General features: G+C 35.0%; 29 protein-coding genes and 1 other RNA gene. 16 read left to right on the forward strand and 14 right to left on the reverse strand.

Going from position 1 to position 26,015, the window contains the following annotated elements; all coding sequences use genetic code 11:
* Positions 1 to 3 precede the first annotated feature (3 nt).
* From I5168_RS06545 to rlmD, 4 genes are read right to left on the reverse strand one after another with little or no spacing between them, the layout of a single operon-like run.
* Positions 4 to 702, reverse strand: coding sequence for a DUF6048 family protein (locus I5168_RS06545; RefSeq protein ID WP_060524061.1), 699 nt, complete (start codon positions 700 to 702; stop codon positions 4 to 6).
* Complete coding sequence (locus I5168_RS06550) at positions 683 to 1,198, reverse strand: DUF6452 family protein (RefSeq protein ID WP_042277539.1); 516 nt, start codon at positions 1,196 to 1,198, stop codon at positions 683 to 685. Before I5168_RS06550 ends, I5168_RS06545 begins: the two co-directional genes overlap by 20 nt.
* Positions 1,191 to 2,672: a TlpA family protein disulfide reductase gene (locus tag I5168_RS06555; RefSeq protein ID WP_431471275.1), complete on the reverse strand. Its 1,482-nt coding sequence runs from the start codon at positions 2,670 to 2,672 to the stop codon at positions 1,191 to 1,193. Before I5168_RS06555 ends, I5168_RS06550 begins: the two co-directional genes overlap by 8 nt.
* Before the next feature lie 2 nt (positions 2,673 to 2,674).
* Positions 2,675 to 4,093, reverse strand: a complete 1,419-nt coding sequence (gene rlmD, locus I5168_RS06560) for a 23S rRNA (uracil(1939)-C(5))-methyltransferase RlmD (protein WP_431471276.1) — start codon at positions 4,091 to 4,093, stop codon at positions 2,675 to 2,677.
* A 109-nt stretch (positions 4,094 to 4,202) separates the two neighbouring features.
* On the opposite strand from rlmD, the gene rocD reads away from it, so the two are divergent.
* The 3 genes from rocD to I5168_RS06575 are packed head-to-tail and all read left to right on the forward strand — an operon-like array spanning position 4,203 to position 6,169.
* Positions 4,203 to 5,477, forward strand: a complete 1,275-nt coding sequence (gene rocD, locus I5168_RS06565; protein WP_167342432.1) for an ornithine--oxo-acid transaminase — start codon at positions 4,203 to 4,205, stop codon at positions 5,475 to 5,477.
* A 26-nt stretch (positions 5,478 to 5,503) separates the two neighbouring features.
* Positions 5,504 to 5,797: a CD225/dispanin family protein gene (locus I5168_RS06570; protein ID WP_431471277.1), complete on the forward strand. Its 294-nt coding sequence runs from the start codon at positions 5,504 to 5,506 to the stop codon at positions 5,795 to 5,797.
* The gene (locus tag I5168_RS06575; RefSeq protein ID WP_431471278.1) at positions 5,798 to 6,169 is read left to right on the forward strand and encodes a DUF2752 domain-containing protein; all 372 of its coding nucleotides are present in this window, start codon (positions 5,798 to 5,800) and stop codon (positions 6,167 to 6,169) included. It abuts the gene before it with no gap.
* Positions 6,170 to 6,219: 50 nt separating this feature from the next.
* Here the strand turns inward: I5168_RS06575 and I5168_RS06580 are convergent, their stop codons facing one another.
* The 4 genes from I5168_RS06580 to I5168_RS06595 all read right to left on the reverse strand — a co-directional run bounded on the left by I5168_RS06580 (position 6,220) and on the right by I5168_RS06595 (position 9,432).
* Complete coding sequence (locus I5168_RS06580; protein ID WP_042277548.1) at positions 6,220 to 6,582, reverse strand: CCC motif membrane protein; 363 nt, start codon at positions 6,580 to 6,582, stop codon at positions 6,220 to 6,222.
* Between the two features lie 66 nt (positions 6,583 to 6,648).
* Positions 6,649 to 7,017 carry a CCC motif membrane protein gene (locus I5168_RS06585; protein WP_240919409.1) on the reverse strand — a complete coding sequence of 123 codons (369 nt, stop codon included), beginning with the start codon at positions 7,015 to 7,017 and terminating at the stop codon, positions 6,649 to 6,651.
* Between the two features lie 73 nt (positions 7,018 to 7,090).
* On the reverse strand, positions 7,091 to 7,384 hold the full coding sequence (locus I5168_RS06590; RefSeq protein WP_042277552.1) for a DUF2752 domain-containing protein: 294 nt from the start codon (positions 7,382 to 7,384) through the stop codon (positions 7,091 to 7,093).
* Positions 7,385 to 7,386: 2 nt separating this feature from the next.
* Entirely contained in the window at positions 7,387 to 9,432 is a 2,046-nt protein-coding gene (locus tag I5168_RS06595) for a T9SS type A sorting domain-containing protein (protein WP_105019534.1), read from the reverse strand.
* A gap of 118 nt (positions 9,433 to 9,550) precedes the next feature.
* On the opposite strand from I5168_RS06595, the gene I5168_RS06600 reads away from it, so the two are divergent.
* Together I5168_RS06600 and I5168_RS06605 are read left to right on the forward strand one after the other, a co-directional pair.
* Positions 9,551 to 9,742, forward strand: coding sequence for a hypothetical protein (locus tag I5168_RS06600; RefSeq protein WP_105019533.1), 192 nt, complete (start codon positions 9,551 to 9,553; stop codon positions 9,740 to 9,742).
* Positions 9,732 to 10,259 (forward strand): Smr/MutS family protein, encoded by a 528-nt coding sequence (locus tag I5168_RS06605; protein ID WP_431471279.1) that lies wholly within the window; start codon positions 9,732 to 9,734, stop codon positions 10,257 to 10,259. The genes I5168_RS06600 and I5168_RS06605 overlap by 11 nt, the downstream gene beginning before the upstream one ends.
* On the opposite strand, the gene I5168_RS06610 is transcribed toward I5168_RS06605, so the two are convergent.
* A complete protein-coding gene (locus tag I5168_RS06610) occupies positions 10,256 to 11,152 on the reverse strand; it encodes a hypothetical protein (protein WP_431471280.1) in 897 nt (298 codons plus the stop codon). The two genes, I5168_RS06605 and I5168_RS06610, sit on opposite strands and share 4 nt — an antisense overlap.
* Before the next feature lie 73 nt (positions 11,153 to 11,225).
* On the opposite strand from I5168_RS06610, the gene I5168_RS06615 reads away from it, so the two are divergent.
* Positions 11,226 to 12,392: a cysteine desulfurase family protein gene (locus I5168_RS06615; RefSeq protein WP_167342428.1), complete on the forward strand. Its 1,167-nt coding sequence runs from the start codon at positions 11,226 to 11,228 to the stop codon at positions 12,390 to 12,392.
* On the opposite strand, the gene I5168_RS06620 is transcribed toward I5168_RS06615, so the two are convergent.
* Together I5168_RS06620 and I5168_RS06625 are read right to left on the reverse strand one after the other, a co-directional pair.
* Complete coding sequence (locus tag I5168_RS06620; RefSeq protein ID WP_431471281.1) at positions 12,382 to 14,880, reverse strand: carboxypeptidase-like regulatory domain-containing protein; 2,499 nt, start codon at positions 14,878 to 14,880, stop codon at positions 12,382 to 12,384. The genes I5168_RS06615 and I5168_RS06620 overlap by 11 nt on opposite strands.
* A 3-nt stretch (positions 14,881 to 14,883) precedes the next feature.
* Entirely contained in the window at positions 14,884 to 16,593 is a 1,710-nt protein-coding gene (locus tag I5168_RS06625) for a M23 family metallopeptidase (protein WP_431471282.1), read from the reverse strand.
* Between the two features lie 119 nt (positions 16,594 to 16,712).
* Here I5168_RS06625 and I5168_RS06630 point away from each other — a divergent pair, with 119 nt between their 5' ends.
* The 4 genes from I5168_RS06630 to rny all read left to right on the forward strand — a co-directional run bounded on the left by I5168_RS06630 (position 16,713) and on the right by rny (position 19,082).
* Complete coding sequence (locus I5168_RS06630) at positions 16,713 to 17,000, forward strand: hypothetical protein (protein ID WP_042277567.1); 288 nt, start codon at positions 16,713 to 16,715, stop codon at positions 16,998 to 17,000.
* 3 nt (positions 17,001 to 17,003) lie between these two features.
* Complete coding sequence (locus I5168_RS06635; protein ID WP_042277571.1) at positions 17,004 to 17,294, forward strand: cell division protein ZapA; 291 nt, start codon at positions 17,004 to 17,006, stop codon at positions 17,292 to 17,294.
* Positions 17,295 to 17,349: 55 nt separating this feature from the next.
* A non-coding RNA gene (gene ssrS / locus I5168_RS06640) (6S RNA) lies at positions 17,350 to 17,460 on the forward strand.
* A 47-nt stretch (positions 17,461 to 17,507) separates the two neighbouring features.
* A complete protein-coding gene (gene rny / locus I5168_RS06645) occupies positions 17,508 to 19,082 on the forward strand; it encodes a ribonuclease Y (RefSeq protein WP_431471283.1) in 1,575 nt (524 codons plus the stop codon).
* A gap of 249 nt (positions 19,083 to 19,331) precedes the next feature.
* On the opposite strand, the gene I5168_RS06650 is transcribed toward rny, so the two are convergent.
* Both I5168_RS06650 and xerD read right to left on the reverse strand, forming a co-directional pair.
* Positions 19,332 to 20,279, reverse strand: a complete 948-nt coding sequence (locus I5168_RS06650; protein ID WP_431471284.1) for an aldo/keto reductase — start codon at positions 20,277 to 20,279, stop codon at positions 19,332 to 19,334.
* Positions 20,280 to 20,356: 77 nt separating this feature from the next.
* Positions 20,357 to 21,268 carry a site-specific tyrosine recombinase XerD gene (gene xerD, locus I5168_RS06655; RefSeq protein ID WP_431471285.1) on the reverse strand — a complete coding sequence of 304 codons (912 nt, stop codon included), beginning with the start codon at positions 21,266 to 21,268 and terminating at the stop codon, positions 20,357 to 20,359.
* A 126-nt stretch (positions 21,269 to 21,394) separates the two neighbouring features.
* Here xerD and I5168_RS06660 point away from each other — a divergent pair, with 126 nt between their 5' ends.
* From I5168_RS06660 to I5168_RS06675, 4 genes are all read left to right on the forward strand, one after another.
* Positions 21,395 to 21,994, forward strand: coding sequence for a porin family protein (locus tag I5168_RS06660; protein WP_042277575.1), 600 nt, complete (start codon positions 21,395 to 21,397; stop codon positions 21,992 to 21,994).
* A 103-nt stretch (positions 21,995 to 22,097) separates the two neighbouring features.
* Positions 22,098 to 22,520 carry a type II 3-dehydroquinate dehydratase gene (gene aroQ, locus I5168_RS06665; RefSeq protein ID WP_431471286.1) on the forward strand — a complete coding sequence of 141 codons (423 nt, stop codon included), beginning with the start codon at positions 22,098 to 22,100 and terminating at the stop codon, positions 22,518 to 22,520.
* A 79-nt stretch (positions 22,521 to 22,599) separates the two neighbouring features.
* Positions 22,600 to 23,193 (forward strand): porin family protein, encoded by a 594-nt coding sequence (locus tag I5168_RS06670; protein ID WP_167342422.1) that lies wholly within the window; start codon positions 22,600 to 22,602, stop codon positions 23,191 to 23,193.
* Between the two features lie 129 nt (positions 23,194 to 23,322).
* Positions 23,323 to 23,934 (forward strand): porin family protein, encoded by a 612-nt coding sequence (locus I5168_RS06675; protein ID WP_167342421.1) that lies wholly within the window; start codon positions 23,323 to 23,325, stop codon positions 23,932 to 23,934.
* 66 nt (positions 23,935 to 24,000) lie between these two features.
* Here the strand turns inward: I5168_RS06675 and I5168_RS06680 are convergent, their stop codons facing one another.
* Positions 24,001 to 24,357 (reverse strand): TM2 domain-containing protein, encoded by a 357-nt coding sequence (locus I5168_RS06680; protein WP_431471287.1) that lies wholly within the window; start codon positions 24,355 to 24,357, stop codon positions 24,001 to 24,003.
* Between the two features lie 45 nt (positions 24,358 to 24,402).
* On the opposite strand from I5168_RS06680, the gene I5168_RS06685 reads away from it, so the two are divergent.
* Together I5168_RS06685 and I5168_RS06690 are read left to right on the forward strand one after the other, a co-directional pair.
* Positions 24,403 to 25,293: a hypothetical protein gene (locus tag I5168_RS06685; RefSeq protein WP_431471288.1), complete on the forward strand. Its 891-nt coding sequence runs from the start codon at positions 24,403 to 24,405 to the stop codon at positions 25,291 to 25,293.
* Positions 25,294 to 25,397: 104 nt separating this feature from the next.
* Positions 25,398 to 25,985: a hypothetical protein gene (locus tag I5168_RS06690; RefSeq protein WP_431471289.1), complete on the forward strand. Its 588-nt coding sequence runs from the start codon at positions 25,398 to 25,400 to the stop codon at positions 25,983 to 25,985.
* Positions 25,986 to 26,015: the final 30 nt, after the last annotated feature.

Raw genomic sequence — 26,015 nt, forward strand, 5'->3', positions numbered from 1 at the left:
TTTTTATTTTTTAAACAAAGGAATTCGGTATAGAATACCATACGTGTAACCTACGCCTATACCATTAAAATCATTGGTAACTCCAAATCCTGGAATGTGCAGATTATCAAAATCATCTGGAGTGCTCTCGTTGATTAGGAATTTTAATTGAACGTTTGCCATTAAATAAATGTTGTTAAACACTTCAACCTTCATTCCTCCTTGTACTTCAAACCAGATAGCAGTAAGACCATTGAATTCTCGTTGTACTTGTTGACTTAATATAGGGAAAAGGGTATTGTCCGAGTTGTATTCATATCTGTACAATTCGTGACCAAAGCTAGCAACACCTATACGAGCACCACCGTATATCATATTGTCCATCTCTAACCAATTGTTGTAGAAATTATAATCAATTCCAGCCTTGAAGAAAGAACCACTTGTTTCATATTCAATGCGTTCTAGGTCTTTGGCAATAGTTTCATTACCTAATTCTCCAGCAACATATAAGGATGGAGTTAATCTAAAATCACCTAGGATTTGAAAACCTTGATAATTGTCATCAAAGAAACTTCTTGCTAAACTAGCTGCATCTATTCCAACTCTTAATCCGTATTTTTTTTGAATTGAATCTTGAGCTTGCTCGATTTCTTTCTCTTCTTGTGCTTGTAAAACCGTACAACACAGAAGTAGGAAAACTATATTAATGACGTATTTCAACATGAATAATTTGGTTGTCTTCAATGGTAGTTTCATTAACAACTACACTATTAATCCAATTGTTAGTGCCAGTCTCAGGTGCGACTTGTGCGGTTAAATTATCATACACTACTCTAAAACCACACGCTCGACTTACGTACTCTTCTCTAGTATCAAAGGTAAAAGTAATGGCATCCTGATTTTCATTCTCATTTTCAATACGTTCAAATCTATATGTAACAGTATTTACATCAATCGGTAGCGGTATTGATATTGAGTCTGTTGCAGTTAACAAAAGATCATTGGTAGAATTAAGAGGAACTTCGGTATCCACATTTTCCAATAAAACTCTCAGCTGTGAAACAACCTTGTTGTCTGATGGAATACTGCGATCTTTAAATACTATATTGATACGAGCGTTTGCTGGTTGATCCAGTGTGCATAAATCATCTTTTTCACATCCTGATACAAGGAAAAAAATGGCCCAAATCAGAATAAAAGTCGCCTTAAATTTACTCATTGATTAAACTTTCTAAAAGAGTAGTGGTTTTAGGGTAACTAGGTCGGTGAATGTAATCTGATTGAACTATTTCACCCTTTTTATTTATAATGGTGTAGGTAGGAAAGCCTTCTAGATTTATTTGTTCTTGAACAACTGGTCCTTCCTGATCATTTAAAAAGTAATGTTTTCCTTTAATATTAAATTGTGCAATACTAGGTAAGTAAGCTTTTTTCTCACTAGCATGACACAAGTAAACAAACTCAACATCATCTTTAAACTTTTCATGTAGCGCTGGCGATGCTTCCTTAAATTCGGCTTTACAAGGTCCACACCAGGTTGCCCAATTATCAATGTAAATAACTTTTCCTTTGGAATTAGAAATAATTTCATTCAAATAATTTGACGGTTCTGTAGATGTGAATTCTAGAATTTCTGATTCCTTAGGTATTTCTGGGCGCTCAAGTAATTCTTTTTCCTTTTCATATTCTCTTTTCAAAATAGCTAGGAAATCACTTCCTGTAAGTTGCTGTTCAATAGCTTGTTGATTGTTTTGATAAAAATCCAAATCGTGATTTTCAAAGGTTTTTAAAGCAGTTGAAAAAGTAGCATATTGGTTAAGTATGGGCTTTGAATTATCCTTTATAATTTGTTTTGATACAATAGAGCTTAAGGAATCTGGGGAAACTCCTGGTTTGTCAAAGACTAGTCTTTCTCTTAAATAGTTTTTATAACTACTTGCAATAGCATTAGTTAATGCACCATAGGTAAGATCATCTTTAGTGAAATCTGGTAAGTTTTTCATGCCTTCAAAATATTCACTATCAATTGCTGGTATTTCTTTTCCTATGTAGTTAGCGTAATTTAAAAACTCTAATCTAGCATTGACTAGAAAGTATTTGTCGTTTGCATTGATTACTTTCTTGAACTCTTCTGGTATGTTTGGATTATTAAGGTAATTCTTGTTGTATTGATGAAACTCATCTTCCTTTTTTAAAAGATAAATATGTAAATCCATAGGATCCTTGTCGGCTCCTGGCTCATAAAATGGATCTACCTTGATGGGGTTATTCTCAAAATAGTTCTTTACAGCCATGAATTCTTTAGTGCGAGAACCATCTAACTTAATCGTGTTGTTCTCTGATTGTGCTCCGTTTACCGTTCCACTAATGGTTAATGCATCACCAGGAACTAGAAAAAGATTTATTTGTTGGCCTGCATAAGCTATTGCTGTAGTAGGCTGTTCAATGTCTAGTGTAAGATTGAATGTGCCATTATCATCAAATTGGGCTTGTGAGTTTTCGTATTTGTTTTGTTCACGATCAAAATAATAAACAATGAAAGAATCAGGAGCTTCATTAATACTATCCGTAAATACGATTGAACCATTAATTAATGTGGATGAAACGGCAGTATTCTCTTCTTTAATATCGACATCCTTTTTACAACTTGCTACCAATAAAACTAGTGATAGTAACAAAACAATATTTTTCATAATTACGATTTTAAAGTAAGTAGCACTACATTCTCTACATGGTGCGTTTGCGGGAACATATCTACAGGTTGGATTTTATCAATTTTATAATGTTGATCTAATAACGCGAGATCACGCGCTTGTGTTGCACTGTTACAACTTACATATACAATTTTTGGTGCTTGTAAGTTAAGCAATTGAGCAACAACATCCTTATGCATACCATCTCTTGGTGGATCTGTTATAACCAAATCTGGGGCACCATTTTCTTCAATAAATTGTTGAGTAAACACATTTTTCATATCACCAGCATAAAAGGTGGTGTTTTCTATATTGTTTACTTGCGCGTTTTCTTGCGCATCTTTAATAGCTACTTCGACCGCTTCAACACCTACCACGTGTTTTGCTTTTTTTGCTACAAATTGTGCTATAGTTCCAGTTCCTGTGTATAAATCATAGACTAATTCGTCTCCTTTTAATGACGCAAAATCTCTTGTTATTTTATACAATTCATAAGCTTGTTCACTATTTGTTTGGTAGAATGATTTGGCGTTTATTTTAAATTTTAAACCTTCCATTTCTTCCCAAATATGATCTTCACCATGGTAACAAATCACATCTTGATCATATATAGTGTCGTTTGCTTTTTCATTGATTATATATTGTAAAGATGTAATCTCTGGAAATTGTAATTTTAAGTGTTCAAGTAAAGCAATGCGTTTTGCTTCATCTTCTTGAAAAAACTGAATTACCACCATGTTCTCACCTGTTGACGCCATGCGCAGCATTAAGGTGCGTAACAATCCTGTACGTTCTCTAGGATCGTAGTATGATAAATTTTCCGCTTTCGCGAAAGCGTGAACACTCAATCTTATCTTCTCACCAATAGCAGGATGTAAATGACACTCATCCAGATGTAAAATTTTATCCCACATACCAGGAATGTGGAATCCTAAAGCTTTTTTATCCTGAATCTCTTTGTCACTGTTTATCTCTTCAAGAGTAAGCCAGCGGTTTGCAGAAAAACTGAATTCCATTTTATTGCGATAGTGGTATTGTTTTGCAGAACCCAAAATAGGTGTCACACTAGGTAATTCCAGATGACCTATTCTAGTAAGATTCTCTACAACTTCCTTCTGTTTAAAATGTAGTTGGTCCTCATACTTCATGTGTTGCCATTTACAACCACCACACACACTAAAGTGTTTACATACCGGTGTTGTACGACGATCACTCTTACTTATAAATTCTGTTACGCGGCCTTCATAAAAGGATCTCTTTTTCTTAAAGGTTTGAATGTTTACCACATCACCAGGAACCGCATCGGTAAGAAAAATTACCTCACCATCTTCAGTTTTTGCTACGCTTTTACCTTTGGCACCAGCATCAACCACAGGTACATTTAAAAAGGTTTTTTGTGCTCTTTTTCTTCTTTTAGACATAGGGCGTAAAATTAAACTTTATCTAGTGGAATTGAAGGTTTCTTAACGATATTTATTGGACAGTGCCTGTTAGATTTATTAACTTGCCCAACCAATAAATAGTAATAGTATGAACGTTCAAGTAGGAAATAAATCCCAACAATATATAGATCTAGAGGATAAGCATGGAGCTCATAATTATCATCCTTTACCAGTGGTTCTGGAACGAGGTGATGGAGTCTTTGTTTGGGATGTAGAAGGTAAAAAGTACTATGATTTTCTTAGTGCTTATAGTGCTGTGAATCAAGGTCATTGTCATCCAGCTATTGTTAATGCCATGACTGAACAGGCAAAAACATTAACGCTTACTTCTAGAGCATTTCACAATGATAAGCTAGGTGTTTATGAAAAATATGTAACTGATTACTTCAAGTTTGACAAAGTTTTACCGATGAACACGGGCGCCGAAGCGGTAGAGACAGCTATAAAGATTGCGAGAAAATGGGCCTATGAAAAGAAAGGTGTTCAGGAACACGATGCACAAATAATTGTGTGTGAAAATAATTTTCACGGTAGGACAACAACTGTGATTTCTTTTTCTAACGATGAAAATGCAAGAAAAAACTTTGGACCTTATACTCCTGGTTTTATTAAGATTGCCTATGATGATACTGATGCTCTTGAAAAGGCATTACAACAAGATAATATAGCTGGATTTTTAGTTGAACCTATTCAAGGGGAAGCAGGAGTGTATACTCCTAGTGATGACTTCATGATGCGAGCAAAGGAATTATGCGCTCAATACAACGCTCTTTTCATTGCAGATGAAATCCAAACAGGTATTGCTCGTACTGGTGCTTTACTTGCTGTATGCGGTAAATGTTCCTGTGAAGGTCATTGTGAAAGACAAGAAACGTACTCACGTCCAGATATTTTAATTTTAGGTAAGGCATTATCCGGTGGAGCTTATCCTGTAAGCGCTGTTCTTGCAGATGATGAAGTTATGAATGTTATACAACCTGGGCAGCATGGAAGTACCTTTGGAGGTAACCCTATCGCTGGTGCAGTTGCAATGGCGGCACTTGATGTTGTAAAGGATGAAAAGCTAGCGCAAAATGCAAGAGAACTAGGTAATTACTTTAGAAGCCGAATTAATGAATATATCGAAACTACCGATACAGTAACTCTAGTAAGAGGTCGTGGACTTCTTAACGCTATTGTTGTAAATGATTCGGAAGAAAGTGATACTGCATGGAATATTTGTTTACGTTTGAGAGATCATGGTTTACTAGCAAAACCTACTCATGGTAACATCATAAGATTTGCTCCTCCTTTGGTAATGACAAAAGAGCAGTTAGATGATTGTATTGAGATAATTATTAAAACTTTAAAGGAGTTTGAGTAAATTGCTACACAAATAAATTAAATAATATGCAAGATCCTTTCAATCAACCTGAAAACCAAAGACCAGTAGGACAACCTCCTAAAACCTATTTAGCTGAATCGATAATTGTGACTATTATATGTTGCTGGCCATTAGGAATCCCAGCAATTGTAAACGCAGCAAAAGTAGATAGACTGTGGAATCAAGGTATGTACAATGAATCTAGACAAGCATCGGAAAAAGCAAAACAATGGTGTATTTACAGTGCTATAGGAGCAGCTGTGTTTATAGTACTTTATTTACTTTTTGTTCTTTTGGTAGTAGGATTGGACAACATTTAAATGAGTCTTAAAAGATTCTTTTTTATTGCAATTACAGTCACTTTTATAAGTGGCTGTTTTTATATTTACTATTCCTATAATCCATCAAATACAGCATTATTTCCAAAGTGTCCTAGTAAGGTGGTGACTTCTTATGATTGCCCAGGTTGTGGTTCGCAACGAGCAATACACGCTATACTTCATGGAGATTTTAAAACAGCTTGGGATTTAAATGCTCTATTGTTTTTTTTAATTCCTTATATAATCTTAGTTCTTTTAATGGAACATACGTCCATCATTCCTATAAAATATCGTAAATATTTGATTGGGAAGTGGCCTATCTTAATATTGCTTATGAGCATTATTGTTTTTACTATTTATAGAAATGTATAAAATAAAAAAGGCCCGCGTTAGCGAGCCTTTTTTTGAGTAATGTTAGAATATTATCTACAACCTGCTTGTTCCATTGCGTCGTACAGTGGTGCTAGTTGTTCCTCGGTTACATTAGGTTGATTAAGAGCAAAATCGATGTACCATTCGTAAAACTCACATTGGTTCATGTAAAATAAAACCAGAACTACCAATCCTATTATAGATAGTATTAATGAAATGATGGCAACCGTTTTAGCCGACTTCATTGCTTTTCCATTTGTATAGGCTTCCGGGTTTTGATTGTATTTTTTAAGTTCTTTATTTGCTATAACAAGAGCAATTATAGCTGCAATTGTCCCTATACCATAAAAGCAGCAACATAAAAATCCTGCTACAGATAAAAGGTATACAGCCGTTGTATTTAATTTTTGCATGATATTAAAATTTAAAAAGTAAAGGCTCTATTTAAAGAGCCTTTTAATTTATTATATAATAACTACTTATTCTTCGTCTTCAATATTGTCTAATTGATCTTCCATAGCATCAATCATTTCATCTGGAGCTCCAATTGATCTATAAAAATCAATTCCCTGCTCTAAACGTTCTCTTTCACTATATGCAAAATATGTGTAAGCGGTGTAAGCTGTTACCAGTCCAGAAACAATTAAGGATACTAAAGCTACGGTTTTTGCAGTTTTCATAGCTTTACCATTACTGTAAGCTTCAGGGTTTTCATTATATTTTTTCAGTTCCTTGTTTGCGATAATAAAAGCTATTAAAGCTGCCACAAATCCTAGTCCCCAGGCGCAACAACATAAAAATCCTACAATGGATAAAATGTAGACTGCGGTTGTGTTGAGTTTTTGCATGATGATAAATTTAGGTTAATTGAATTATAGGTTTAAAAGTAAGTCCAAAAGTTACGTTATTCTAAATAAGTTTTCAAAAAACTTTTAAAAGATAATTAACTAGTATGGTTCCTATAGTAAGTACGGTCAAAACTAATTTAATTTTTTCTCCATGCTTGATTTTAATGAAGAAATCTATAATTAACACAGAAAAAAGTAAGAAAAGAAAGTATATGGCTGGATACATGTAAAAAGCATTTACAAATTCACCTTGAAGTAAAAAAGAAATGGACCTCTGGATTCCACATCCAGGACAGTCCATTCCTAATATTTTTTTACTCATACAAGGCAGCATCCAGCTGTCATCTAGGATGAGGTTTATATTCATGTTTAATTAGCAATACTTATTTTGATAGCTGCTTCTTTGTTTGCCTCGGTAGTTACTTTAACTATGTATAAGGCGCTCGACAAGGTTGCAGTGTTAAACGTGTATTCTGTTTGAGCTGTAGATGGTTTTTCATTAAAAATTAATCGTCCAGAAAGATCATACAACGATATATTAGAAACCTTTTGCAGCTCTGGATTATATACAGTTAAGTTTTGTTTTCTGTTATTTTGAAATACTGTGAAGCCTAGTTCGTCAATAGTATCATTAGATAAAGTGTTGCTAGTGTCTTTAAATCTAATCTCAAAACGATCCATTGACGCATGACCTGAAGGTAATTGTATCCCTTGTGAGCTTCTCGTTATGTTATAATACACATCATCAATGGTGTCATAAATATAAATATTGTTAGGCGTAAAATTAATTTGTTCTACAACTGAAAAATTGAAAGTAGCATCATTAGATGCGTTTTGATCAACTAGTAGTCCTAGAGGAATACCCATGTCTTCATCATATTTTTGACCTGCAATTGAAAACGCACCACCTTCTACATTAACAAAAATATCAGTATCCAAGAGCCCTGGAACCCTAGCATCAACAGCTGAGTCGTAGTTAAGAGAAAGGTTGTCTCTAAAGGTTAATAATAATTGTCTAGTGTAAGTATCATTAATGATTACATTCATTCTAAATTTAGGCGACTGGTTAGCATAAGCACTATTTTGTGCGCCACCGTTTCCAGAACCTCTAAGCATTAAGGAGTTGCCACCACTTTCTCTAACAAAATCTCTTTGAGTGTTAGTAAATACGATTTGGTCTTCACCATTAGCTCCTGATGGTAAAGCCGTTCCGGTAGTTAAATTAGCAGTAGGAGGAAAATAAGTTCCATTGGGAGCGGTAAAACCGCTAGCATTTCGTCTTATCATAAATCCTTGTCCTACAGGAGCGTATCTAAGTGTTGCTCCTACTGGGCTTGCTAGTCCAGGTGATGTGTTGGTAATTGGATTACCACTATTGTCGTATGAATAAAAGGCAGCAGGAACATAATTACCTTCAGTAGCAAATATCCCTGATCCTGGTGCCGTTACATCATATCCATCAGGTGAATAAATACCATATCCTCCTTCATATGCAGTAAGCATGTGACTACCAGAGGCATTAGACTGCCAGAATAAAATAGATGGATCTAACTTTGTGTCATCTACTGTAGCAACTTCTGCAGGATCGCTTCCTACACCATATCTTACAGTGGAATTTTCAAATAAAAATTGTTTTAAATCAAGTGCGCTTGGATAAGGATTACCTACTAGTGAAACCTCATCATCTGCCACACCTACGGTAATATTACCATTATTAGGACGTCCTCTAAAATCATATCGTTGTCCGATTTGACCATTTTGATATTCTCTAAGATTAGGATTTACTGCAATCCCATTAGTTCCAGAAACACCTTTCATGCTAAAACCATATCCAGCATTCACAAAACCACTACCACCTAGATAATTCCATCCTGAATAGGCATTTCCTGGTATTGCGTTTCCTGCACTGTCATAATTGTATATCCATCTACTTGCAATTTCAAGAGGATTGGTTGCTGTCCCATCATCTGAAACACCATCACGAGCATTATAATTTAAGAAATTAGCGTTTTCTGCAGTAATAGTCCTATTGAAATAATTTTCATCATCGGCAGCTGTTCCAGTAAGGATTCCTGTAGGATAATAGATTTGAGTCATTGAAAAACCTTCGTTTCCAGATGCTGTAGCCACATCACCTACTGGTGCAGACCAATAGTTGTAATTAAACTGATCAGCGGTACCTTCTTGGAAAATAGAAATAAAGCCGTCACCAGCATTACTTACATTGTCATTTTGAATAAGTTGCGCTTCTTCTCTTAGGTAAATTCTAGAGTCGGCATCATTTAAATCAATGCTTCCTTTAGAAAATAGATTGACTCCTTGAGAATAGATGAAATTATCACCTACCACAACAACTTGGGCAGCTGCGGTTATTGCGTATATGCTTAAAAATGCGGTAATTATAAAATTTTTCATACTACTCTTATTATAGAACAAAAATAAACTTTTACCATAGAAATCTTAAAAATTATGGTTAAAAGACCATGTTTCAATGTGGTTTATCGATAAAAGGACTATTTTTGAGCCCAAAACGATGGTCAAGCAATCCATAAACGGTATTTTAATTTTTTTAGGTGGAGTTCTACTTGCTTACGCTCTCATTGATGAAAATACTTCGGTATACATAAAAATTATTGGATTAGTTTTGTTGATGTTTGGGGCTTATAGAGCAAGTCAACATTGGGTTAAAACTAAAGATGATCATCTAGATTCTGATGAGTCGTAAATTCAAAAAAGGGGATAGGATAACCTTTATCGACGACGATGTACGTGGTGTTGTCGCTTTCGCGAAAGCGGAATCACTCACCATCATTACAGATGAGGAAATAGAAATCCAAGTAGATCCCAAGCAGATTATTCTAGATCAAACATTCCAAATAGGTGCCGTGGATATCTCTATGGCAGAAGAGCCTAAGAAAAAACAATCGAAAAAAAGGAAAAAAGGGCAACTACCACCGATAGAAGTTGATTTGCATATTCATCAACTAACTAATAAGGATGCTTACATGCAACCGCATGAAAAGTTAGATTTACAACTGCAGGTAGCTCGTTCTAAAGTGGAATGGGCTTTACAAAACAGAATTCCCAAATTAATTTTGATCCATGGAGTGGGAACTGGTGTACTAAAAACCGAGCTCGAGTATTTACTTAATCGTTATGAGCATTTAACGTACTATGATGCTGATTTCAAGAAATACGGACTGGGTGCAACTGAAGTGTATTTCTATCAAAACAAATCCTAGTTTGTTATTACTGTATTTACCTCGCCTGTAGATTCAATGGTAAGTACGGGAGAAATGTAGGTTCCAAAATCAAAAGTTCCTAGTAATACCTCATTGTTGCCATCGGTTAGAATCAAATTGGATATTGTAATATCAAGATTCGAGGATCTGCTATAACTATTAGGGATAGCGGTATCTATGGTTGCTGTAAATGTATCGGATACAGCAGGATTCAGGTAGTTTGGAATTCCATTTGTTATGTCATTTCTCGGGTTTAGATCACCGTCAACATCCTCCTGTGAGGTAAGGATTCCATCGCCGTCATCATCTGTGTCTAGGTAATCCAAAATCCCATCACTGTCTGTATCACGACTGAGAGCTAGATCTATCATGCCATTGGTGATTACCACGCCTTCATCTACTGTAGGTACGTTGTCACCATCATCATCTAGATCTATTATATCAGGTATGCCATCATTGTCGTAGTCTCCAGTTTCAAGTTCGTTAGGTATACCGTCATTGTCTGTTTCACTATTAGTTATTGTGACAATTGAAATATCACCAGCTGTTGCTGTAAACACATCTAGTACGTCAATTCCTTGAATGGGAATGTTATTACAGTAATAATCAGATGGGATATCATCTGATAATTTGCGGTATTCAATAGAGTTGTTAGTTCCTACTGAGTAGTTTCCATAGGTGTTGTTTTCTAATAAAATACCGTCGGTCGTAGAAAACTGAATGAAGATTGTTTCTTGACCGTTGTTTTTGTAAAAAATGTATTCATTACTATTCAAAAAATCAGATTCGCATGCATCAACTGATACATTTTCAAAATCAAATTCTTGCACGATAACATCGCCATCATCGCAGCTAAAAAGAAAAATGGGTAATAAGTAAAGTAACTTCTTCATGGATACAAAAATAGAACTTAAGTATTAACGTGAGTTACTATATAATATTCTTAATTAATTTATTTTTGCTGTTATGAGAAAAGTATATCTAGACAGCGCAGCAACAACTCAAATGAGACCAGAAGTTATTGAGGAAATGACGAAGGTCATGACCGAAGTTTATGGTAACCCTAGCTCAACTCACAGTTACGGAAGAGAAGCCAAATCTTTGATTGAAACGGCAAGAAAGAATGTTGCAAAGGTATTGAACGTAAGTGCTGCCGAGATCATTTTTACATCTGGTGGTACTGAGGCTGATAACCTTGCTATAATAAGTTGTGTGCGGGACTTAGGTGTTACTAGAATTATTTCCACGCCTATTGAACATCATGCTGTCTTATACGCTATTGATCAAGCCTGTGAAAAACATGGCGCTACTAAGGTTCATGTAAGATTAAAAGAATGTGGAACGCCTGACGAAGAACATCTAGAGGAATTGTTGAAAGAGTCAGATGAGAAAACGCTAGTTTCTTTAATGCATGTGAACAATGAAATAGGAAATAAAATAGATATAAAATCAATAGCAAAATTATGTAAACAGTACAATGCTTTGTTTCATAGTGATTGCGTGCAATCTATTGGTCACTATGAATTAGATTTTTCAGAAATTCCCGTAGATTTTACAGCCGTGAGTGCTCATAAGTTTCACGGTCCTAAAGGAGTGGGATTTGCTTTTGTAAGGAAAGGATCAGGATTACAAGCATTAATTGTAGGTGGTTCACAAGAGCGTGGTGTAAGAGCTGGTACTGAAAGTGTTCATAATATAGTAGGCCTAGACAAATCATTACAAATGGCTTATGATAATCTAGAAGAAGAAAGAAGTTACGTTCTAGAACTTAAAAATTACTTCAAAGACCAATTAATAAGTAATGTGCCAGGTATAAAATTTAATGGTAATTGTTCCAAGGAAGATAAAAGCACCTTTACCTTATTGAATGTGTGTTTACCGATTCCTGCAGACAAAGCTGCGATGCTTCTTTTTACTTTAGACCTGAAAGGAATTGCTTGCTCAAAAGGAAGTGCGTGTCAAAGCGGAGCACAAAAAGGAAGTCATGTGCTTAGTAACGTTCTTAAAGGAGAGGATTTAAATAAACCTAGTCTAAGATTTAGTTTTTCAATCTACAATACTAAAGAAGAATTGGATTACGTAATAAATGTTCTCAAGGAGTATATCGAGCAATTTTCAACTGCTACAGTCTAGCTAGTAATCTTATATTAAAAACTCTAGGAGTTAATCTTACAGGCACCGCGTATTGTGCCTGACTAGCTACATCTCTCACCCAAAGATTTGATATTTGATTTTCGTAATTGAATATGTTATAGATTTGAGCACCTATAGAAAGTTCGGTAAAGTTGGCTAACCAGCTGTCATCTCTAGCAACTTTATTAGGTCCTACAAGCTCGAGTTGTACGCCAAGGTCTGCTCTAAAGTAATCTTTAAGCCTAAATTGAAAATCATAAGGATCTGCATAACTAGGTGATCCGCCTGGTAACCCTGTACTATAAACCATATTCAAGTAGGCTCTTAAATTAGGTATTGTAGGAACATAATCTTGAAATAGGAATGCAGCCTTTAGTCTTTGATCAGTAGGTCGATCAATAAATCCTCGATTGTCCAAGTTTTCTTGGGTACGCATGTATGCAAGAGATATCCAGCTTTCAGTTCCTTTGATAAACTCGCCATTCATTCTTGTTTCTATCCCGTAAGCATAGGCCGTAGCATTGTTGTTTGCTCTATATCGTAGCCTAACATTTTCAAGAGTGTAGGTATTCACATCCCATAAATCTTTATAATAAACCTCGGTAGTCAGTTTAAATGGTCTTATTTCGTCTTTTTTAGAAGACCAATTAAAACTCCAGTCATTCCCTAGAACAATATGAACTGATTTTTGTGCCTCGACTTGTGGTTGCACCGTTCCCTGTTGATCTCTTAACTCTCTATAAAAAGGTGGTTGATGGTATAATCCACCGGACAGCCTGAACAACATATCTGTTTTCTTCCAATACGGTTTTATAGCAAATTGAGCTCTAGGAGAAAATACAGTTTGAGTATTACTATCAACTTCATCGCCGGCTACAGTCCATGTATGAGATCTTATCCCTGCATTCCAGAAGGTTTCGTGATCTCCTAGATATCCACGGCTACTATATTGTATAAAAGCCTGTACTCGATCGATGGTAATATCATTATCGGCCCTTGCAGATTCAAACGGTACTAAAGGAGCTGTATATGAAAAATAAGGTTGTTGGTTTCTAAATTCTGGTAATGGTGGCCTTACGCTAAATCCGGCGCTATCTATAACCGTATATTCCCTTAACCTATCTCTAATGTCTTCCTTGTTAAATTTAATACTAGCATCGATAACGTCTTTATTTTTTTTGGAGCTAGGTATGGTGTAAGTTGATTTAAGTTGTGCAGTAGTGATAAGTGCATCTAGATTATTACGTCCATGATCTAGTTCACTTCCTATGGAGGTTGTAAAATCTACTTCTCCTAGATCACTTCCTCCAATATCTGTATTTGGGCGACCGATGCTATACCTTGCAAGAATGTCATAGTATTCCTGTTCTTGAGTGTGATAAACACTAGATATTAACCTTACATTCAAGTTATCATTAACATCATAACTGGCTTTTATTGCGCCAAAGTAGGTCTCGTACCTATCGTTTTCTTGACCGTCATAGTCAATAATTAAAGCTTGAGCATCGTTTACCGTACCAAAATTTGTTTGAGAGGTAAGTGGTTCAAATTCATAGTCATTGATAGCAATGTTTCCCAGGAAGCTTAATTCAAATTTAGGAGATAACTGATAGGTGAGGTGTGTTTGAGAATCAAAAAACCTTGGAATGGTAATGGCTTCAGTTTCTCTAGAGTTCACAAATAAGCTATTGTCTCTATATCGTACTCCTAGAGTTGCTGTTAACGCTTTCGCGAAAGCGGTACCTTCTACATAACTATTTACACCTAATAAAGAAGCGTCGATTCCAGCAGCAAATTGGGTAGGGCGACGGTATTCAATATCCAAAACAGAGCTTAACTTATCACCGTATCGTGCTTGAAATCCACCAGCGCTAAATTTCACATCTCGTACCAAATCAGAATTGACAATACTCAGTCCTTCTTGTTGACCACTACGTATAAGAAAAGGTCTGTAAACCTCAATCTCATTTATATAAACTAGATTTTCATCAAAATTTCCACCTCTTACATTGTATTGAGTGCTCAATTCATTGTTACTACTAATACTAGGTAAGGATTTAAGAAGATTTTCAACACCAGGTTGAGCACCTATCATATTTCTTATTATGGCAGGTTTAATTTTTGTAATCCCTCTAAGTTCATTGTCTCTTATCGCATCTATTTCGATAGGCTTAAATTCCTCAATATTAGATTTAATAACCGGATTAAGTTCAAAAACCTGATTGTTTGCCAGTTTTAAATTTTTTATGATAATAGTTTCATAACCAATTGCAGAAAACTTTAATTCGAGTAATTCGTTTGCTGGCACTATGATTTTATAGAAACCGCTGTTGTCTGTTGCGTTACCAATTGAGGTGCCTGTAATGCTTACATTAATGTCACCTACTGGTAAGTTTTTTTCGTTTAGAATAACACCGGTAATTGTGGCATTTTGACTAAATGAAAGAAATGATAATAATAAAAAAACCGAGGTTAAAAGCTGTTTCAAAAATTAGTTTTTACGGTAAAAGACTGCATCAAATGTAGTGCTATTTCCCACATTATCCGTTACAATCACTTTTAGGTTGTTTTCTCCATCTTTAACGACTCCATCTTCAAAATCGTGTACTAGTAATTTTGTTTTATAGTCGTACTCCATTAAAATGAATTCTCCATTAACTGTCGCACGATATCCTTTGATACCAGTTTGTGCATCATCAATTTTAATTTTCAAAGTCTTATGATTAGATATCCACTGTTTGTTTTTAAAGCTAATTGGGGTAATGGTAGGTGGCGTGTAATCCTTGCTTACTGCATAGGTGCCAAAGTATCTGGTGCTACCTGTAAGAACTCCATTTTTAATTTTTGAAGAAGTGTAGTAAACGCTTCCCCAATCAGTAACTCGTCCTATATAATACTGTTTGAGATTTTCTTCCTTTTTAGATTTTAGGTTGTAATTGATATAAATATTCTTGTGTAAGGGTATTTCATCCTGATGAATTTTTACTGTATCGCTATTTACTTTGATATCTAATAAACTGTTCTGGTAAAGAGCTCCTTTAGGGATTGACACATTAAAAGCACCGTCGTTGTAAGTAAAACTTTCTCTATGATTTACATAAGACAAATGCGAATTGTCTGGAATCATTCTTTCTCCTGGTGGTTGATCAGTGGTGATTTTTAAATGAATGCTGGTTGTGTTGTCTTTGAAGTCCATTACTTCAACTTTAAGTTGATTGGTTACACCGGCATCATAGCAACTTAAAACACCATAATCTATATGATCTTCATAAAGACTTAAAGGAGAACCTTCTGGAATAAACAATTTTGTAATTCGACTTTTAGTCTTTTTAAAATGGTTATAATCGATAAGACGGTTTAAATATCGAGTCTCATTAAAAGCGTAGGTGTCAAAAGTGATTTGAAAATTTTTAGTGCCGTTAAGGTAGGATTTAATGCGGTAAACTCCATTTTGGTTAGCGGCTCCATTCTGTCGATCATTAGTGTTTACTCCTATACCTATTTGCCCATAGGCTTTGAAATTTTCCGTTTTAAAATCGCCATTTTTTAAAGGGATCAATCTTATCAATTCGGGTTGATTGCGACCATTGATGGTGCTGTTTTCATCTAGAGGATAGGCCATAACCTGTTTAACAATAGGAGCCTTAGTGTCTGGTATTTCTATATCCATTAACATTGGATTGATCGGTTTTGCAGCACTATCCCTTATCTCAAAATGTAAGTGAGGACCACCGCTACCACCACTATTTCCGCTATAGGCGATTATATCTCCTTGGTCTACTCGTAACTCTAAGTCTGTTGGGAACAGCTGGATTTCAAAACTTTCTTTTTCATATTGCCTTTTCTTTACGTATTCCTCTATTCTGGGAGCAAATTTTTCTAGGTGCGCATAGACACTAGTATAACCGTTAGGATGCGTCACATACAAAGCTTTACCATAACCGTATCTTTCAATTTTAATACGGCTCACATAACCATTTGCCACAGCATACACTTTGGCACCAGTTCTTTGATTTGTTTTTATGTCTAGACCACTATGAAAATGATTTGACCTTAACTCACCAAAAGTCCCACTTAGTTTCATGTCTATATCTAAAGGGTTGATAAAATATCCTTCTAGAATTTTTTTGTTGGTTTGGCTTTCGCCGAAATGGAACATGCACAGTATGAAAAAGGTAGAAATAAATAAACGTTGCATCATGGCACTAATATAGGTTTAGCAGGATTAATTTTACAAATAATGTCAAAGTTTGTTCCACTTTTGTTTGAAATCTCTAGGTATAATTTTAGATTTGTAAATACAGCAGAAAATAATGCCGTATGAATGATCTAACATCTCAACTTTCTTCTATAGAGTTAAAAGTAAAGACTTTATTACAAGAAAATGCTAGGTTGCGACAGGAGTTAATGGATGAAAAAACACTTACTTCAACATTGGAAAAAGACAATAATGAACTTTTACAATCGTTAAAAGCAACAGAGGATAAGATGGTAGCTCTCAAAACGGCAAACGCAATGCTGGGTAGTGACGAGTACAAAACAAAAACAAAGCTCAAGATAAATGCACTTGTTAAAGAAATTGATAAGTGTATAGCTCAACTTACGTAAACTATGAGTCAGAGGCAAAAAGTCAAAATTTCTATTGCAGATAGAGTTTATCCTCTTACCATAGAACCTTCTCGAGAAGAAGGTCTTCGTATAGCTGCAAAGAATATAGAAAAAATGATACAACAGCTGGAGAATAATTATGCCGTAAGGGATAAACAAGATGTTCTAGCTATGTGTGCTCTACAGTTTGCAGCTCAAGCAGAGCAAATTAAAATAGATAAGAATAGTGATGTTGAAAATGCTAAAAAAATGCTGGATAATATCGAGCATTTACTAGATAATCACCTTTCTTAAGACGTTCTTTTAAAATAATAAAGTTACTACCTGCACTGGTTCAATTTTTTGGTGAACTCAACACTATAATTCTTTAAAAAAGGTGAGTCGTGGTTGTAAAAGCATGCTGGTCATAATGCCAGACCCTTGATCAATCAGTTAGCCTTAAACTTTATTTAAGGAGTTCATTCAAAACCCAACTAGTGCAGGTTTTTTTATATATAGTCAACAACCATGGATACAACAGGTATAATAATCGCCATAGTGGCGCTAATAATAGGATTAGCAATAGGATTTTTAATTGCAAAATCTATAATTGAAAAAGGAAAAGCATCAAAAATTATTGCCGATGCAAAAAAGGAAGCAGATAGCCTTCTAAAAGATGCCGAAATTAAAGGCGAAAAGCTTTATAATGATAAAACCTATAAAGCAAAAGAAAAATTCATCGAGCTCAAATCAAAGCATGAGAAGGAAATCATGCAGCGAGAAAAGAAAATGAACGACGCCGAAAAGAGAACTCGAGATAAAGAGTCAAAGGCTTCAAGTGAATTATCAAAAAATAAAAAACTCAATCAAAGTTTAGAGGATAAACTTAAGGATGTTGAAAGTAAACGTGCAAGCGTTTATAAGCGTCTAGATGAGGTTGAAAAGCTGCACGAATCTCAAGTCAAGCAGCTGGAAGTTATAAGTGGAATGTCTGGTGAAGATGCAAAGAAACAACTTGTAGAGTCACTTAAGGATAAGGCAAAGACAGAAGCCATGAGCATTATCCAGACAACTATTGAAGAAGCCAAAATGACTGCTCAACAAGAAGCACGTAAAGTTATTATAAACACTATTCAGCGTATAGGGACAGAAGAAGCTGTAGAGAATTGTGTTTCCGTCTTTAACCTAGAAAGTGATGATGTTAAAGGTCGTATTATAGGTCGTGAAGGTCGTAATATCAGGGCGATTGAGTCGGCAACTGGAGTTGAAATAATAGTAGATGACACTCCAGATGCAATTATCTTATCTTGTTTTGATGCAGTAAGAAGAGAAGTAGCTAGACTTTCGTTACACAAATTAGTAACTGATGGTAGAATTCACCCAGCTCGTATCGAAGAGGTAGTTCGTAAGACTCGTAAACAAATAGACCAAGAAATAGTAGAGGTAGGTAAACGTACCGTTATTGATTTAGGAATTCACGGTCTTCATCCTGAGCTAGTAAAAATGGTAGGTAGAATGAAGTATCGTTCTTCCTACGGTCAAAACTTATTACAGCACAGTAGAGAAGTAGCCAAATTGTGTGGAACCATGGCGAGTGAATTAGGACTTAATCCTAAACTAGCTAAACGTGCAGGTCTTCTGCACGATATAGGTAAGGTACCTGAAACTGAAGATGAAACTCCTCACGCTATTCTCGGTATGAAACTTGCCGAAAAAAATGGTGAAAAACCTGAAGTTTGCAATGCAATTGGTGCTCACCATGATGAAATCGAGATGACATCTCTATTGTCACCTATAGTACAGGTTTGTGATGCCATAAGCGGTGCTAGACCAGGTGCGCGGAGACAAGTTCTGGATTCTTATATTCAACGATTAAAAGACCTTGAAGATATAGCTTTTGGTTTTCCAGGAGTAGAAAAAGCTTATGCCATTCAAGCTGGTAGAGAATTACGAGTTATGGTAGAAAGCGAGAAAATTAATGATGAAAAAGCGGCACAGCTTTCTTTTGAGATTTCTCAAAAAATCCAAACGGACATGACTTATCCTGGTCAGGTAAAGGTTACTGTAATCCGAGAAACGAGAGCGGTAAATATTGCCAAGTAATTTTAAAAATTCTAACAAAAAATAAAACCGTTCTGATCTCTCAGAACGGTTTTTTAATTTGATTTAGAAAAATCCCCTACAACCTTCCTAAACCTCATAAGTTTTTTGGCTTATGATTTTGAGAATCAGCTCATTTTTTTGTGAAGTAAAAGTCCCCTAACTCTCTTACTCCATGAACTTGATTGCTTTCTCTTTGTCAAAGATGAGAAGAATATCTAATTCAAAAAATACCCCATATAGGGTAAATTTTTATTCGTTATAAATATTGTCATAACCCTTCTCTGGAACTTCAAAGAATTTCCCTGTTACATATCTGTAATGACGATCTAGATTTGAAAGCTCCTTCAAATCTTCCTTGTCAAAATTTACAGCGGCAGCAGCTAGATTTTCTTTAATACGCCCTTCATTTGTTGATTTAGGAATAACCGCTGTACCACGATTTGCTGACCAGTTGATAAGCACTTGACCTTCACTAGCATTGTGTTTTTGAGCAATGTTTTTGATCGCATCAAGTTCAAACATGTTGGGCTCATCAGCTTGTTTCATACCTTCGGATCTGTCACCACTACCCAATGGAGAATAAGCTGTTAAGTGAATTCCATTTTTACTGCAGTATTCAAAAAGCTCGTTTTGTTGTAGCAAAGGGTGTAACTCAACTTGATTCATTTCAGGAGTCTCGTCAGTCTTACTCATTAAGTCTTCAAGCTTTTGGATTGAGAAATTGGAAACTCCTATATGTTTTGCCTTTCCTTTTTGCTTCAATTCGGTCATAGCTTCCCACGTTTTATGGATAGGAGCTTCATCGGGTGTTAAGTAATCCTCAGGTTTTTCAGGGTTTTTTACATCGGGTTTAAATGCAACGGGCCAGTGAATTAGGTATAAATCTAGGTAATCCAGTTGTAAGTCTTTTAAGGTTTGATCTAGGGCAGGTTCAACATCTTCTGGTAAGTGCGCGTTGTTCCATAGCTTTGATGTGATCCACACATCTTCTCTTTTTATTTCTCCCTTTGAGAAAACCTCATTGAAAGCCTCACCAATTTCTTTTTCATTTCCATAAATGGCAGCACAATCTATGTGTTTATATCCGTTTTCTAGTGCTGTGATTACGGCTTTTTTCACTTCACCTGGTGCAGATTTCCATGTACCTAAACCTATAGCCTGGAGTTCATCTCCATTTCTAAATTTTAATGTTTTCATTTTTGTTTTTTGTTAAAGTTAGCTTTCGCGAAAGCGATACCCAAAAATGAATGCTAGTTTATAAAAACTTTAATAGGTTACTGTTTTGCCCAAGGATGATATTGATGAATCACTTGTTCTAGATGCTTGCGGTCAACGTGCATGTAAATTTCGGTTGTGGTGATACTTTCGTGCCCCATCATGGCCTGAATCGATCTTAAATCGGCACCATTTTCTAGTAGATGAGTGGCAAAGCTGTGTCTAAAAGTGTGTGGACTTATAGTTTTTTTAATACCTGCGAGTTGCGTTAATTGCTTTATTATATGAAAAATCATAGCCCTGGTAAGACCTTTTCCTCGACGATTAAGAAATAAAGTGTCTTGATGTTTTAGGTCTATTTTTTGATGAACGCGTACTTCATCACGATATAAGTTGATCGCCTTAATAGTATATTCACTTACAGGGACAAACCGCTGCTTGTTACCTTTACCTATAACTTTAATAAATCCTTCCTCAAAAAGTAGGTCACTTAATCTTAATGTAATTAATTCACTTACCCTAAGACCGCAACCGTATAATGTTTCAATGATAGCGCGATTGCGTTCACCTTCTGGGGTAGATCTATCTATGGCAGCGAGTAGTTGATCAATTTCTTCAAGGGTAAGAGTATCTGGTAGCTTGCGTCCTATTTTTGGACTTTCAATCAAATCCATAGGTTGGTCTTCTCTATAATCCTCTAATATTAAATAGAGAAAAAAAGCTTTTAAACTACTTGTTATCCTTGCTTGTGAACGTGGCTTAACCTCTTTAGATATATGATAGATAAACTCTTTAAGTTGTTCACTGGAGATGTTTTCTGGTTTCACAGTTTGATCATTGTCAATAAGGTAATTCTTGAGTTTATTGAGATCCCTAGTGTATGCTTTTATTGTGTTTTCTGATAGTCCACGCTCGATTCTAGAGTAAGATTTAAAGCTTTTTATTATAGAATCCCAAGCGTTGTATTTCATTTATATTCAATTAATTATGATCTTAAAAAGGGCTTTGTCATTAACTAGTTTTAACAGCTCTTAAAAATAATTTAAGTTATGTGTGTTTAAATTTCTAGTAATCTTGTGCAACAAAAATAAATAACTATGAAAAAATTACTTTTTACAATTGCTTTAGCGGTAAGTGCTATTACTGTTCAGGCACAAGAAATCGACTTTGGAGTTAAAGGTGGTGTAAACTTTGCAAAGTTGCAAGGAGATGCTGTTGAAGATACTGATGGTCGTACTGGTTTCCATGTAGGTTTAACAGGTGAATACATGTTCAATTCTTCTTTTGGGTTGCAAGCAGAGGCTGTTTACTCACAACAAGGTTTACAATCGGAAGCAAATGGGGTAGAGAGTAAGTTAAAGTTGGATTATATCAATATTCCAATTTTGGCTAAATTTTACATTGCAGATTCTGGTTTTTCAATCGAAGCAGGACCACAATTTGGAATTCTAGTAAATGATGAGTTCACACAAGAAGGCGGACTAGTAGATGTAGAACAAGACGCTGATGCCGAAGAGTTGGATCTAAGCGCTGGTGGTGGATTTGCATATAAATTCAAAGAGGGAACATCGCTCGAAGGATTTATGATAAGTGCTCGTTATATGATTGGTTTGAACAATGTGTTTGAAGATAATGATACGTTTGGAGATGATATCACCAACTCTAACCTTCAACTTTCAATAGGATACAAGTTCTAGAACGATAAGGAAAAAGAAAAATGAAAGGCCTGTTATTTATTAGATAACAGGCTTTTTTAAGTTTACGCTTTCGCGAAAGCGTAACTACCGATATATTTACCATATGAAAGTACTTATACTTAATGGACCTAATTTAAACTTGCTAGGGAAACGCGAGCCAGAAGTTTATGGAGCAGAAAGTTTTGATGATTATTTAAAAGCTTTAAGGGCAAAACTACCTCATATCACTATTGAATATTACCAAAGTAATGTAGAAGGTGAGTTGATCAATCAATTGCATAAAGCCGATGATCATGGATACGAGGTGATCTTATTTAATGCAGGCGCATACACGCATACATCGGTTGCGATAGCTGATGCTGTTGCAGGAATAACCACACCAGTTATTGAAGTTCATATCTCAAATGTGATGAAAAGAGAAGAGTTTAGACATGTGTCCTATATATCTAAACATGCCGCAGGAGTGATAAGTGGTTTTGGATTATTAGGTTATGAATTAGGTATGCATTATCTATCCATAAGATAATAGTGCATTAATATTCTATTAACAATAACCTCATTTCAAACAGATATTTTTACTTCATTATTATTTTAAACAATCAATCATGAAAAAAATGTTATTTGTAGCTGCGTTTGCAGTATTTGGAATGGGTATGTCAAACGCTCAAGAGGAAAATACAGGTGGTTACTCCCAAGGCGATTTATTTGTTACTGGATCAATTGGAATAAGTACAGAAAGTACTGGCGATCGTAAAGAAAACACTTTAGAATTCGCACCATCAGTTGGATATTTTGTTTCTGACAACATCGCTATAGGATTAGGATTAGGATTATCATCTTCAACATTTGAGGAGCCTGGAGTCGTTGATTTTGAATCAACTACAATAGCCATCGAGGCTACAGGAAGATATTATGTAACTCCAAGTAGTCAATTTTCTTTATTTGGACAATTATCGGTTGCTTACCTTTCTGTTGAAAACGAGCAAGGTGCTTTTGAATCTAATACCGATGGTTTTGGACTAGGTATTGCTCCAGGTGTTAGTTACTTCATTTCAAACAACTTTGCGCTAGAAGCGACAGTGGGAATTTTAAGCTATTCATCTGTTGAGCTAGATGGAGCTTCTGATTCTACTAATTCATTTGATTTAGGTCTTAATTTTACTAATGTTAATTTGGGATTAGTATACAAATTCAATTAATAGATCATTTACAGAAATTAAAAAGCCCGTTGAGTTTTCTCAATGGGCTTATTTGTGTTAACATAATTTTCACATTATGGTAGTAGCATGGAAATTAGTTTTACTCCGTAATTTTAAAAAATCAACCAAATGAAAAAAATTCTTTTAACGGTATTGTGTGTCGCTGGTTTTGCCTTTACAACAGATGCTCAAAATGACAAAGGTGACTTTACTCTTGCTCCTCAATTAGGATTAAACCTTTCCAACTACAGAAGTAATGTAGATTTAAACAATGATTTGAGAGTAGCTATGGTAGTTGGAGTAACTGGAGACTACTATTTTAGTGATCGATGGAGTTTTAGAACTGGATTACTGTATGATGCAAAAGGAACTGATGTTGAAAATAATATTGATAAGCTTAATTATTTATCTATTCCTTTGCAAGCAAACTTTCACTTTGGGGATAACAGAAACTGGTATGTGAATTTTGGTCCTTCTTTAAATGTATTATTAAGTGCAAAAGGTGAGCTTTCTGATGGTAGTGAGATTGATTTAAAGGATCAAGTCTCTAGCCTAGATATAGGCTTAGGTTACGGGATAGGATATAAATTTGATGTTTCGGAGAATACAGAATTATTTTTCCAAGCCCAAAGTTTTTATGGACTAAGCCGAATTAATGAAAACAATAATGATTTTGGTCAGGATGTCAAGTTGTTTAACATCTCAACAGCTATCTCTGCTGGACTCATATTTGACTTGTAATTAAAAATAAGTGTAATAAAAAAGCCCGTTGAGAAAACTCAACGGGCTTTTTTTTAAATTTTAAATTTACAGTCCAGGATAACTTCCTGTAATAATCTCTATACCATCGATCACCCATCCTACAACGAAGAATCCAAATGTGATAATGAAGAGAACATTCCAGTACCATGGGCTCTTTAAGAACCATCTGTGTGCTGCAAATCCTCCTAGGAAAAACCATAAAAGAATAGCAACTGTTTGATCCTCTGACCAAGCAACCGCAGCAGGAGAAGTTAATGTTGTTGTAGCTACTTCCATCGTTTCTGTATCGCTAATTGCTATAGTTTCAGAAACAACTTGTCTTTCAACTGGGAATGAGGCAAAGGCAAATTGACTCATTACCATGAATAAACCTACTAATACCAAAGTAAATTTTGTTTTCATAAAATTTGTTTTATTGGTTACATTTACTCAAATATATGCCTTTTTATGAAATCATATTTAATCGGTTTAATTTTAGTTTTATTCAGTTTAGTATCTAGCGCTCAAAATTATGAATACATGGGACTGCTCAAATTACCAGATAGTTCTCTCATAACTTATAATCTTAGTTTTAAAGAAGAAAACGGAAAAATTAAAGGATTTTCTTACTCTGATATGAATGGTGAGCACGAGACAAAGTCGGCCGTAGTAGGAAAGTATGATAGTGAAGAGAATAAATTGGAATTTAGAGAAGTCGAGATTATTTACACTAAATCTAACATTAAGGAGATAGATTTTTGCAACGTTTATTTCACAGGTGATTTAAGAAAATTAAACGGGAAAGCAGAAATTAAAGGAACCTTTAAGGGATATTATGATGATCTTACTAGTTGTATAGATGGGGAACTTGTAATGCAAGCGGCAGAAAAGGTTAAAAAGCGAAATGAGAAATTTCAAAAAAGAGTGAATAGAACCAATAAAGTTCCTGATAGCATTAAACAGAAAATTAATATGAGTAAGATGTTCAATCGATTCTCTAAAAATCAATTAAAGGGTGGAGAAAATTTGAACATTATATTAAAAGACAAGAATATTAAATTAATAATTTGGGACGATCAAGAAGCAGATGGAGATAAAATAGAATTATCCATCAATGATCGCAAAATATTGAAGGACTTTGAACCTAGTACAACTAAAAAAATAATTCCTTTGGAATTTATAGATCCTGTGAACACTATTAAAATCAAAGCCTTAAATATTGGAAATAAACCACCCAATACTGCAAAAATTGCAATTGAAGCTAAGGATGGTCAAGTAATAGATGTGACCTCACAACTAAAGGTAGGTGAAGATGTAACTTTTACCTTTTTTAAAGAAAAACCAAAAATTCAAAAGTAACACCACTTAACAGTTTTTGTTATTTAGGGTTAAAGCCTGGTGGTCAATAGTGTAGCTGGTGGTTTTGTGTGTTTTATTTGTGGTCAAAACCAAAACACCAAACTATGAAACAGTTACTCATTACCTTGCTTTTTTTGTCCGTGACACACGCTTTATGGTCACAAGAAACAGAAAGAAAATCAACTTCTATTCTATTTGATCCACCTGTTGAAAATAGGTGGGAATTAGGAGCTACTGCTAGAACGTTATTATCCTATCAAACCTATCAAAATACCAGATACAAATACGATGATAAATTTCTAGGTCTAGGACTAGGTATTTATGCAGATTATAAAGTAAACAATGTGTGGAGTTTAAGATGGGAAACTGGCGTTGATGCTAATCTAGGTCTTACTCCTTATCTTTCCTTTCAAACTCATCATCGATTTGCAAATCGATGGCGCATTTATGCAGGTGCAGGAACATTATTCAATACAAACGCACAAACTCTTGTCCAGCGTGATAGATATGGTCGTGTGATTGTAAATCCTTATTTACAATTTGGATTACAATACGACTTATCAAAAAGATGGCGTATTGACTTAAGATATCAACAGAATTTATTTGATTACCAAAGAGCTACTTTTAGTAATAATCTTCGTAAGGAAGGTGAGGTAGGAACATTAAGCTTGGGTACGTCTTTCCGATTCTAAAAAAAAAAATAGTCAATAAAAAAATCCTTG

Origin of the sequence: Nonlabens sp. SCSIO 43208, from assembly GCF_050703575.1 — a bacterium.
Classification (GTDB): domain Bacteria; phylum Bacteroidota; class Bacteroidia; order Flavobacteriales; family Flavobacteriaceae; genus Nonlabens; species Nonlabens tegetincola.